The organism is Paenibacillus sp. V4I9 (assembly GCF_030817295.1).
Classification (GTDB): Bacteria; Bacillota; Bacilli; order Paenibacillales; family NBRC-103111; genus Paenibacillus_E.
Map to the genome: position 1 here is coordinate 203,186 of NZ_JAUSZE010000001.1, position 12,362 is coordinate 215,547.

Consider the following 12,362-nt stretch of genomic DNA (forward strand, 5'->3'; position numbering starts at 1 on the left):
GCTAGTGAGCAAAAAACCATGGGTTAGACATTGTTATTCCGTCAATTGGATTTTAAGGAGAACCGTAATGCTAAACTTTGAGGCAAGAAAAAGGTTAATTTGGTTAATTGTTATATTATGTTTTGCGTTGGTATGGCCGATTACTAAATCAACATATCTCCTATTCCACCCATCCCATGGAGTAGAAGTTAGTAATTTAAGATTCGGTTTTAATGTGATCTTTGAGGTGCTTGGATTAATCTTACTGGGAGTGTCACTCAAAATTCAGAAAAGAAGTTTTAAGGAACTTGGTCTGACCTTCAAATTTTCTGATCTTGGTTACGCGCTATTACTGTATTTTGCTTTCTATGTACTCGAAATTATACTATTTCTATTTGTTCCACACTTGAAGTCTGAGCCCCATAACGTTGAATTTTTAAAAAGCGATATCACTCTATTTTATTTCATATTCATAATTGTGAATCCTTTTTTCGAAGAGTTGATCGTTAGGGCATATGGAATAACCGAGTTTCTTCACTTTTTTAAAAAAGAAGAGATTGCTGTGCTAGTTAGTACGCTGATTCAAACGTCATATCATTTATACCAAGGTGCAATACCCGCGATATTAAATGGGCTTTTATTTTTTATTTTCTCCATTTATTTTGCCAAAAAGAGGCGTATTATTCCCATTATTCTGGTTCATGGATTTTTTGATATTTATGCCATGATTCAATTACATGGGACATGAAATAGTGTTAAACAGCCATCTTTGTTAAAAAGTTAAACCAAGAAATGCGCGGAGCAAACTAAAAGCTTGTCAATTATTTCAGTAAGGAAGTGTATCTATGTCGAAAATATCTTATTATTTTGCAGGACTGTTTTTCATAATATCTCTTTTCATTATTAATCCTGGGAATACCAGAGCAGAAGATGATCCTATTCGAGTAACTCTTGATGCGAATCCCGTTGAGTTTAGTGCTCCTCCTTTTATTGAAAACTCATCTACGCTTGTTCAATTTAGGCCTGTTTTTGAACGAATGGGTCTAGATATAACCTGGGATGCAAATACTCGCACAATAACTGGTCATAAACAAGACATTGAAATCGAATTACAAATTGACAACCCTATCGCAAAAGTGAATGGTAAATTGACCACCTTATCCGTAGCGCCGAAGTTAAGAGAGGGTAATACCTTCGTTCCTTTACGGTTTATCTCAGAGTCTGTTGGAGCAAAGGTAGAATGGAATGAGGCTAAACGAATAGTATTGATTTATAGCAAGAAAGAGTATACCAGTATGAATGCTAAGTTTCGCTTTACCGCTTATGGCTTATGGAGGAATATGGCCGGAGTCGACCAAGTAGAACCTGAAGTGAATGAGAGGGTTCAGGATTTCATTACAGTTGAGGATATTGAGAACATCCAGTTAGCTATGCGATATTTCAATTTCACCATGTTATTTATTTCTTCTGATCAAATGGTGAACGAGACGAAAGACATGACTTTGATTCAATACTTGGACCGTGCTAAGAAAAAGGGAGCTATCTCCAAAGATGACATCATCGATGAAAAACAAGTGAAATTGTTTGGATTTGACGCTTTTCAAATAACCTATGTAAATAGACATGATTGGGATAAAAGAATTGATACGTTAATTATATTCAAGTCGGGATCGCAATATTATAGCGTCCGAAACTCTGCTTATGAGGTTACATATAAAAGTTCGTTTCAGGATTTTCAAAGTTTACTGGAAAGTATGAAGTTTAACGATAAGAAATAATATTTCATCGGTATCAAATTGTAAAATGAGGGGAATGCATGGGTACAGATACCATTGTAAAGCAAATGACATTAAACAAAGAAAGCGAGGATTTCGTAAACAGTTGTTGTTTATGCCGGATAATATAACCATCTTGATTTTTAAATAGTAGAGTAGTCATATGAAGTTGGAAAAGGTGAAGATATTTTATGAATAATTTAATCATAGTAGCATTAATACTTAGTGTGCTATGCGCGGCACTATCCTTGATCTACACTGCATTCTCCTATGTTCAAAATAAGGGGTTCGTAAAATTAGGATCAATTTTATTTTTAATTTCATTACTTACTTTTATTTTTACTTCTTTTCAAGTTATGGATTCATTAAATAGCACACCACGTTATTCGAAGGTAGTTCAAGAGGGCAATGACAAAGACTATTCTATAGATGTAGGGGATGCTCCAAAAAATATTCCGAGTTCCACTTCTAAAACGATCTCTGAACCAAACAATCAAAATAATAAAAAGAAGTTAACTATAAAAGAGTATTTTGATGAGATGGATAAGTCTCGCATAGAGCTTCAAAATTTTTTGAATTACTATGGTGAAGCTGGACTTAACTACATAAATGGCTCAATGAGTCAAAAGGAAGCAGTATCTAAAATTAGAATGGCTGGTTATGGATTTGATCTAAATTTATATTTAGTTAAAGATATGATCTTACCTGATAATAACGAAATTATTTGTTTACATAAGAATTTCATCCGTTTAGGAGATGAATATGTAAATTTACTCCAAGCCGGACTTTACACTGCTGAGGCGGGAAGACCTCTAGACGCTGACAAACTTACTGATAATCAACTAATGCTTCATAATAAAATAAGTGAATGGGATGTGGAACAGAGAGAATTAAAAGAGAAATTATTAGGTGGTTCTCAGAAAAAGAACAGCTCAATATCTATCGAGAGTAGCTCGTCTAAAGAGGTAAATAACAATACTTCTGGACCAAACTTAAATAAGAATAATGATTTTCCGACGGACTCCATGTTTGATTTAGATCATCCCAAGGATTATACGTTATATCAAGGCAATAAAGTAATTAGCCAATATGATAGCTTAGAAGAAGCAGTAAAATATGCAAAAACTCTTAATAATAGCAAGATTAAAATTTATAGCCCTACTATGTTGGTGTGGGATAACATTACCTGTAATGTTCTAACAGAGGATAATAAACTTATTGAAACATTTAAAAGCATTACTGAAGCAACCTCTTTCATAGAAGAGCAGCGTCCACAAAAACTGAAGATAGTAGATCTTTATACAAGGCGTGTAGTCTATGATACATTTCCTAGGGAGTGTAGAACATGTGATAGTCCAATTAATAACGAATATTGAACTAGTCAAACTAAGTTTAGATATTTAGAGAAAAGGTGACTCATTTGATGCTTCCCACCGAACTTCAACATATTTTCTTTTGTAATTTATCTTGCCGAATTATGAGGAATTTATTCTTCATTTATAGGGGATCGAGTAAAAGATTAATAGGGTTGTGGACTGATTGGGGACGCGAAATCTTGCGTCCCCAATATTTATTGTGAAGAAACTTTAATTCATTACGAGTAGAATGTTTAATGTTCGCATGGATAAGATGAACAGGGGTTCGACTCCCCACGCTTTTCTGACTCAGGCGTGACGAAGTGAACTTTAACGTCACACAGTGATTATTGTGCTAAAGAGTGCCGCTTTTCGAAAAAAATACGACATTATTCGAGGAAAATGTTAGAAATATAGAAAATTTCACTTTCTTCCACTTTGCATTAAAGCTAGAATCTGATAGGATATAAAGAAATACGATAGATTTAGTGAGAATTAAAAGGAGGCACCTTTCCATGCAAAAACTGATGCTTGATTCCATACAAGAAATGACGCATCTGGATCAACTCGAGGCTGAAGCGATTTATATTATACGAGAAGTAGCGGCGGAATGTGAAAATCCCGTGATGCTGTATTCGATCGGGAAGGATAGTTCCGTGATGCTGCATTTGGCGCTGAAAGCTTTTTATCCCGAGAAACCGCCATTTCCTTTCATGCATATTGATACAACGTGGAAGTTTAAAGAAATGATCGAATTCCGCGATCGCAAAGCGAAAGAATTTGGGATCGAAATGATTGTTCACTCGAATCAGGAAGGTATTAATCAAGGGATCAACCCAATGGATCATGGTTCCGCGTATACCGATATTATGAAAACCCAAGCATTAAAACAAGGATTGGACAAATACGGATTTACGGCTGCGTTTGGTGGCGGAAGACGTGACGAGGAGAAGTCGCGTGCGAAGGAGCGGATTTTCTCGTTCCGGAATAAAAATCATGCGTGGGATCCGAAAAACCAACGGCCGGAAATGTGGAAACTTTTCAACACAAGAATTAATAAAGGAGAAAGCATCCGCGTCTTCCCAATATCCAATTGGACAGAAAAAGATATTTGGCAATACATTCGCAGAGAAAACATTGATATTGTACCTCTCTATTTTGCAAAAGAAAGACCCGTCGTCAATCGCGATGGACATATGGTCATGGTGGATGATGATCGCTTGAAACTCGAACCTCATGAAAAAGTTGAAATAAAGAAGATGCGGTTTCGCACATTAGGCTGCTATCCTCTTACTGGCGGAGCCGATTCGGAGGCGGATACGCTAGATGCCATTATCGAAGAAACGCTTGGTGCGGTTTCATCCGAACGGACAACTCGGGTTATTGACCAAGAAGCGGCGGGAAGTATGGAAAGACGTAAACGGGAGGGTTATTTCTAAAATGAAAAGTCTGCTTAAATTTATCACTTGCGGAAGTGTAGACGACGGAAAATCCACCTTGATTGGACATATGCTTTATGAGGCAAAGCTTTTGTTCGCCGACCAGGAAAGAGCGTTAGAACTAGACAGCAGACTTGGCAGCCGCGGCGGCAAAATTGACTATTCTTTGCTGCTTGACGGGCTGATGGCAGAGCGTGAGCAAGGCATTACGATTGATGTGGCTTATCGGTATTTTACGACGGACCACCGTTCGTTCATCGTAGCGGACACACCTGGACACGAAGAATATACCCGTAACATGGCCGTAGGCGCATCTTTTGCGGATCTGGCTATCATTCTTGTGGACGCAAAGAAAGGGGTTATTACCCAAACTAAGCGCCACACTCGGATTTGCGCACTCATGGGCATTAAACATCTTGTTTTAGCTGTGAACAAAATGGATTTAGTGGGTTTTGATCCTAAGAAATTTGAAGCGATCAAACAAGAGTTCTCGCAATTGACCGCTGAGTTTCACTTTGAAAGCATTCAGGTGATTCCTGTTTCTGCTACAGAAGGGGATAACATTACGAAAAAATCACCAAATACGCCATGGTATGAAGGGCTTGCGTTGCTGCCGTATTTGGAAAATGTGGATGTTCACCAAAACGACGACTCGAAGCAATTTATGATGCCAATTCAGCGTGTATGTCGACCGGACCATACGTTTCGCGGTTTCCAAGGCCAGATTGAGGCTGGGAGCATCGCGGTCGGCGATGAGTTGACGACTCTACCCAGTCGTGAAAAAGCGAAAGTCAAACGTATCTTAGTGACAGACCAAGATAGGGATTCAGCTTTTGCTGGACAACCCGTAACCATTCAATTGGATCGTGAAGTCGACGTTTCGCGGGGCTGTGTATTCACAAAAGATAATCAAATCCAAGAGGCGGATCGTTTCTCCGCTACGATTCTTTGGATGGATGATTCCGTACTGACGCCAGGCAAGAATTATCTGGTCAAAGTAGGAACGAAAGTCCTGCCAGGTACCGTAACGGCAATTAAACATAAAATCGATATTAATACAGGCAACACGGTTTCAGCCGATCATCTTGTTAAGAATGAAGTGGCAAAATGTGAATTTTCTTTATCGGACGACATCGTTTTTGATTCCTTTGAACAAAATAAAAGCATTGGCGGATTTATTCTGATCGATCGTGTAACCAATATGACATCCGCTTGCGGAGTGATAGACCAAGCCCTTCAAAGCTCCGACAGATCTGTACAGCTAGATACGGAAATCACCAGAGATGTTCGTGCCCAGCAAAAAGGACAGAATCCATTAACCCTCTGGTTCACCGGTGCGGTTTCGGATAAATCAACCCTTGCGAAGGAAGTCGAAAAACGTTTGGTATCGACAGGTCACCATACCATGTTACTGGGGAATGGCCAGGGAGAATCGTTGCAGCGATTAGCAGAAGTTGCAAAATTGATGAACGATGCTGGACTTATTGCATTGGTATCGAATGATTCCCCGATCGAAAACGACCGAGAAACCGCGCGAGACATCATTGGTAAAGAATATATTGAAGTTTATGTAAACAGACCGCTTGCAGGCAGCTCGAGCACAAATGATACACCTGGGAACCCGGAAATCGAAATCGATACAAGCAAGTTTTCAATCGAAGAAGCTGCAAATTATGTAGTGAAACGAATTATCAAATATTTAATCAATGAGAGTAGTCGTGGACAATTTCTTAATTTCTAATGCGAACATAACCCGTGTTTGGTAGTGCAATCGAGCAAGAAGTGAAAGTCTCCCGTACTCATGCTTAAACAAATCGACGCAACGAAATAGTCTTTGAAAAATAGTATCCCTACATCACCGTGAATAGTGATGTAGGGACTTTTTTTGTGTGTCGAAGATGGGGCACTGCTTGCCGTTAATCTCGGGTTAAAGAACCATCCAATATTTTTTTTCTTCAAAAGTACAAATCTCCGTTCCTGCGGAATATGATGGGAATATGTACATTTTTGAGGAGGAAAAATCATGTATTCAGCAGAAATCAGCCGTTCAGATCCGTCTTGTTTTCTGTTTATTATTGACCAGTCCGGATCGATGTCCGACCCATTCGGGGCTAGCTCAAAAGCCGGAAGTGTTTCCGATGCAATAAATCGTTTATTACAAAATCTTATTATAAAGTGTGCGAAGTCAGAAGGTATACGCGACTACTATCATGTTGGTGTGATCGGCTATGGCGCCAACGTTGGGCCGGCATTCGGCGGTGTATTAGCCGGAAAGGAATTTGTGCCGATTAGTGAAATAGCAGATAATCCGTCAAGATTGGAAAAACGTCTGAAGAAAGTTCCGGATGGGGCAGGCGGGCTTGTAGATCAGCTTGTTAAGTTTCCTGTCTGGTTTGATCCTGTCGCGAACGGCGGTACTCCAATGTGCCAGGCGTTGAATACAGCCCATCTCATCTTGAGTCAATGGATCAGTGAATATTCTCATTGTTTTCCGCCGGTGGTCATTCATATTACGGACGGAGAATCCACCGACGGTGATCCGACTGCTGCAATGGAACAAATAAGGCTACTTGCAACGGACGATGGAAATGTATTGCTGTTCAACTTGCATATATCCGGCATTCCGAGTGCGGATGAGCTGCGTTTTCCGGAAACCTCGGATGGACTGCCTGATCAATACTCCAGGATGCTCTACGAAGGCTCAAGCATGCTGACACCATTTATGATCCGGGTGGCCAATCAGGAACATGAATTGAATCTTTCGGATGGATCAAGGGGATTTGTATTAAATGCCGATCTAACCCTTGTGATCCAGGCGCTTGACATTGGAACGCGTCCCGCCAATCTTAGGTAGGGGGGGGCTATGGTGCAAATAGAAAACACATGTTTTTCATTGCCAAAGGCGGGAAACCGCAAAGATGAATATGAAGATGCCGTTGGCAGCAGCATTTTTGTTAATAAGGATACTGCGTATTATAGATTCGCCATAGCCGATGGGGCTAGTGAATCTTCGTTTGCCGATATATGGGCTAATTTGCTCGCTAGCGGTTATTGCAATGGCAAATTTGAAAGTAAACATATCGATAAATCCGTTTCCAAATTGTCAAAGGCTTGGAAGAGAAAACTAAATGCCAAAAACCTTCCCTGGTACGCTGAAGAGAAGCTAAAAAGCGGGGCGTTCTCTACATTAGCCGGAATCACTTTTCGTTTGACGGATGCCTCATCCGCGGGGTTTGATGCAGTAGCGATCGGTGACAGCTGTATATTTCAAGTTCGGGGTGATAAAATTATCGCCTTTTTTCCTTTGAGCTCCGTCGATGATTTTCATAATAGGCCGGTTCTTATATCGAGTAACTCAGCCAATAACATTCACCTTAAAATGTTCGTTAAAAAATGGACCGGTACTGCCCAAACGGGAGACACCTTTTTGTTAATGACCGATGCCCTGGCATGCTGGATATTAACTCGTTACGAGGAAGACCCAAGCGTAATAAAGAAAATACAAGGGTTAGCGGGTGAACATGAATTCATAAATTTAGTTCAGTCCGAAAGGAAGTTAATTTGCCGCGACGGCGGCTTTTATCTAAGAAATGATGATGTTACATTAATTCGGGTAAATCTATTGTAAGGGGATGTGAGGTGATGTTATGGCCCACTCCACAGGATTATAGGGAAGCGATACAAAATCCGCAAATTTGTTTCAAGGACCCAGAGCTTCAATCCGGATTCCCTGAATTGGATAAGCTTGGACTGCCTCGTCCTATTTCGGGAGGTTTCGCTAGTGTTTACAAAATAAAGTGCGGAAAGACGGAATGGGCGGTCAGGTGCTTTACCAATAACGTGAAGGATCAAAAGGTCCGTTACGATGCCATCAGCTTGCATTTAAGCTCCGTTAATCTCCCTTATATCGTCCCTTTTGAGTACCTCTCTGAAGGCATAAAAATAAACGGCAATTGGTTTCCAGTCGTTAAAATGCAGTGGGTTGAGGGGGAATCGCTGCTTCATTATATCCAAAGAAATTTGCATAACGTTGAAATATTGAAAGGACTAGCAAATAAATGGCTAAAAATGATCACTGAGCTGCACATGGCAAATATTGCGCATGGCGACCTGCAGCATGGCAACATATTGATTCACAATGATGAAATGATTCTGATCGATTATGATGGTATGTATGTACCAGGCTTAAACGGCATGAAAAGCAACGAGCTCGGTCACAGAAATTATCAACACCCCGGAAGAAACGAAGAACATTTTGGGCCGTATATCGATAACTTTTCAGCGTGGGTTATTTTGATTTCAATAGTAACCGTTTCTGTGGATGCTTCATTATGGAATTCGCTTGGAGCGGGAGAGGGTGAAGAATGTCTCCTCTTTCGACAGAAAGACTTTGTCTCGCCAGGCGCATCTCGCGCTTTTGAATATCTGGAACTTGTTGATGATGAAACGTTACGTTTTTTGGTAAACTCCTTTCGTGATGTTACGGCAATAGAAATGCCGAAGGTGCCTCGGCCCCCTGATCCCGAATCATTGGTTGATGCCGTGCATCCTTTAGCCGCCTCTGCAACGAAATTAATTACTCATCTAGCAGCCTTCTCTGATTGGCTCGCTAGGAAGATGCGGTCAGCCGCTGTCCAATCACAACCAGAAACATCGTATCCTGTTGGTTCGTCGTGGGTACTGGATTATCTCACAACGGAAGCAATACCTTGCAAGCCTCTGTCAAAAGATAGGTTCGTGTTGGAAAGAACCATTTCATTATTGGTATTAACTACCGCAGCATCGACTGCAACTGTTATGTATGGAAACGCTCCGGTTACAGCTTTAGTATCCTGCACGACTTTGGGATTAGGTGTGGAGATGGCCTTTTTAAGCTGGTGTTATGTGAAACTTCCCACTGTTAAAGTAAAGAGAACCACGTCTGAAAAAATAAAGGAGCTTGAATATGTTGTTTCCGATCTGACAAGCGAATTGAACGAAGTCAACGATATAAAGCATAAGTTCCAACAAATGGAGGAAGACAAGATAAACGATATATTACGAAGGCAAGGGGAAGTATCGGAACGAGAAAAGAATGAAACGGAAAAATTGCAGAAGGAACTCCGGAGTCATATAAGCGAAATCGTGGGTGAAAGACAAACCATAGATCAGGAGGAAAAAACCGAGCTTGCCGGCGCATTGGCCTCTTTCCAAAAAACTTGGCTGGAAGATCAATTAATGAAGCATAGGATTAGCCAAGAAAAAATACCGGATATAGACGATGAAATCAAACGGCGTTTAAGATCGAGCGGAATTCGTACGCCGGCTGATTTTTTGGACATTAATATCTTCCAGTCCTATGGCCGCAAAAAAATTGAAAAGGTGTATATGATATTAAAAAACGGGGGCTCGGTTCATGTAGGAATGAGTCCATCCCAAGCGAAAGTGCTGGTAGAGTGGAAAAAAAAGATAGAACGCAAGTATAGGACTAAAATCCCCCAATCCGTTCCTCGTAGTGAAATCACAGCCATAAAATCAAAATTTAAGGACAGGAAATCAATATTGAATAACTTAGAACAAACTTATCAAAACAGGTCGCAGGACATGATATCTAACATAAGGCAAACCTATAGTCCGGAGTATGATTTCTTAAAGAGGGAAGAAGATACTGCCAGAATCAACCTGAATAACGAACTCAACCAATTCGATAAGGAGATAGCTGAAATAAATAAGCACCTTGCAGGGAAACAATGGGAGCTTCACCATCTGGGCAAGCAAATGGATTCTTTTAAGGACGTTGATTTCTTGAGATTCTTAAGGAGAGTATTCCTTTTCAATTGAGAAGTATGCGGCGGCCTTTTGAAGTGGGAGCAACTGGGTAAGGGTAACAGCACACCTATTTTAAAAGACCTTATTGAGGATTATAAGAGATTTGAAAAGTAAGCCGTCTCTCCAAACATCCTGATCATCGCGGCGGCGAATTATGGTTCTGCCTAGCCACGGTTCGATTTCCTGAGCCCTTGTCCGAGCAAAATCACAATGTTTATGTGAACTGCACCCCATTTGTTAGACACCATCTAACAATTAGGGTGCAGTTTTTTTATTCAATTGAGAGTGAATTGGAATGAATGAGGTAAATCCTTTAAAGTTCGTCATAATAATGAGCGGGTATTAAGCTCCAAACTTTTGAGAGGTGGATAACTATGCATTACACGCTTTTATTTTATGAAAGTTCAGGAAATGTGGAAGTAGCTCTCGAGGTGGACAGGAGTATAAATACATTTTTGATGCCAAATATCGCATTAATCCTGCTTATGAGGGGACGCCATACTTCGAGAGGTACCAGATGCCGGGGCCGGAAGAGGATGATATTAATACGATGCACCGCTATCGGGATGCGATTGTGTATTCGGAAGGGCAGGGGAGAGAGTACGAGCGTAGCATGTTTGGGGCGTAGAGGTGCGACGGATGAGCTATATGTAGTGTTTGAGGTGGACGAGTGGGTTAGAAGAGAGAGTGCTATAGTTCCCGCGGGGCATGGGATTTATCGGATTTTGTATACGACGGATTATATGCTTAACAGGGCGAAGGAAGTGTCGGAATTGCGGTTGGATACGGAAGAGGAGCTTAGTGATTGGCGGGAGAAACGGCGTGTGGGTAAGGTGAAGGTGACGCTGGATCGGGAGCATTTGGATTTGGGGAGTCGGATTTTGGGGATTGGGTTGGAGTAGTTAATGACAATTATCAAGAGGGTGAATTACAGGAAGAAGCAACTATTCGGAAAAACCGAATAGTTCATAGTGAAGGACGACGGGGAGTGGAGCGAGAAGTTTCGTTTTACAACTTAGAAATAATTGAAGCAGTTGACAATCATGTCCGTTCTCATAGAGGAACACAAACAAAAGACCGTTAATAGCCACTTCTCAGGCATAAACGGTCTTTTTACTTTTTCAACCAAATAGACGTTAACATTCTTGGCTATAAGGTCTATGAAATAACTGGAATCAAAGAAAATTAGTTCGCATATGATAGTTCGGATCGTAAAAAACAAACTTTTTACATGGTTGGGAGGTTTTTTATGAAAAAGTGGGTAATAGTTTCACTATGTTTAGTTCTCCTTCTGTCCGTTTCTATATCAAGTGCGGCAGCAAGTAATGAAGAACAACAGATACGGGTACTCATAAATACGAATAACCCAATTGTGAAGGGAGGATTAAAGTCAAAGTATGGCGTCCGGCATGATTTTAAAGAACAAGGTTTTACGACCGATGTTACCCCGCAGGCATTTGAAGACATAAAAAAACGCAAGGGTGAGGATATAACAGTTTCAGAGGTAGGAACAGTTCACACGATGGAAATCAATCGGATTCAAGGGAAAGTAACGATAAAAGGTCCGAGTGACCCGACTCCTTGGGGAATTGAAAAGATTTATAACAATTCGCTAATTACAAATACTTCTGGAGGAAGCGGCATTACAATTGCTGTTTTGGATACTGGTGTATATAGAAGTCATTCTGATTTAACGCGACGGATAATAAGCTGTAGGGACTTTACCAATATGAAAAAACCTATTGTCGAGGATAGCTGCTCAGATGGGAATGGCCATGGAACCCATGTATCGGGTACAATTTTAGCCGATGGTGGTGTTTCAGGTACAGGAATATGGGGAGTCGCTCCAGGCGCTGAACTATGGGCGTATAAGGTTCTGAATGATAGAGGTTCAGGGTATTCGGACGATATCGCTAGGGCTATAGATGAGGCTGTAAAACAATCCGTTTTGAATAGTAAAAAAATTAATTATCTCAATGTCACTCGGTTCAAGTACAAAAAATAGC

Annotated in this window: 10 protein-coding genes; all 10 read left to right on the forward strand. The window is 40.6% G+C overall.

Going from position 1 to position 12,362, the window contains the following annotated elements; translation table 11 throughout:
- The first annotated feature begins 67 nt into the window (after positions 1-67).
- Positions 68-727 (forward strand): CPBP family intramembrane glutamic endopeptidase, encoded by a 660-nt coding sequence (locus tag QFZ81_RS00910; protein ID WP_307601084.1) that lies wholly within the window; start codon positions 68-70, stop codon positions 725-727.
- A 97-nt stretch (positions 728-824) separates the two neighbouring features.
- Positions 825-1,757 carry a stalk domain-containing protein gene (locus tag QFZ81_RS00915; RefSeq protein ID WP_307601087.1) on the forward strand — a complete coding sequence of 311 codons (933 nt, stop codon included), beginning with the start codon at positions 825-827 and terminating at the stop codon, positions 1,755-1,757.
- A gap of 188 nt (positions 1,758-1,945) precedes the next feature.
- Positions 1,946-3,130, forward strand: coding sequence for a hypothetical protein (locus QFZ81_RS00920; RefSeq protein ID WP_307601089.1), 1,185 nt, complete (start codon positions 1,946-1,948; stop codon positions 3,128-3,130).
- 494 nt (positions 3,131-3,624) lie between these two features.
- Positions 3,625-4,548, forward strand: coding sequence for a sulfate adenylyltransferase subunit CysD (gene cysD, locus QFZ81_RS00925; protein ID WP_307601090.1), 924 nt, complete (start codon positions 3,625-3,627; stop codon positions 4,546-4,548).
- Position 4,549: 1 nt separating this feature from the next.
- A complete protein-coding gene (locus tag QFZ81_RS00930; protein ID WP_307601092.1) occupies positions 4,550-6,289 on the forward strand; it encodes a GTP-binding protein in 1,740 nt (579 codons plus the stop codon).
- A 282-nt stretch (positions 6,290-6,571) separates the two neighbouring features.
- On the forward strand, positions 6,572-7,402 hold the full coding sequence (locus QFZ81_RS00935) for a vWA domain-containing protein (protein ID WP_198146350.1): 831 nt from the start codon (positions 6,572-6,574) through the stop codon (positions 7,400-7,402).
- Between the two features lie 9 nt (positions 7,403-7,411).
- Complete coding sequence (locus QFZ81_RS00940; RefSeq protein WP_307601094.1) at positions 7,412-8,176, forward strand: protein phosphatase 2C domain-containing protein; 765 nt, start codon at positions 7,412-7,414, stop codon at positions 8,174-8,176.
- 14 nt (positions 8,177-8,190) lie between these two features.
- On the forward strand, positions 8,191-10,368 hold the full coding sequence (locus QFZ81_RS00945; protein ID WP_307601097.1) for a protein kinase domain-containing protein: 2,178 nt from the start codon (positions 8,191-8,193) through the stop codon (positions 10,366-10,368).
- Between the two features lie 439 nt (positions 10,369-10,807).
- Positions 10,808-10,984 (forward strand): nuclease domain-containing protein, encoded by a 177-nt coding sequence (locus QFZ81_RS00950; protein WP_307606797.1) that lies wholly within the window; start codon positions 10,808-10,810, stop codon positions 10,982-10,984.
- Between the two features lie 621 nt (positions 10,985-11,605).
- On the forward strand, positions 11,606-12,361 hold the full coding sequence (locus QFZ81_RS00955) for a S8 family peptidase (RefSeq protein ID WP_307601098.1): 756 nt from the start codon (positions 11,606-11,608) through the stop codon (positions 12,359-12,361).
- The last annotated feature ends 1 nt before the right edge of the window (position 12,362 follow it).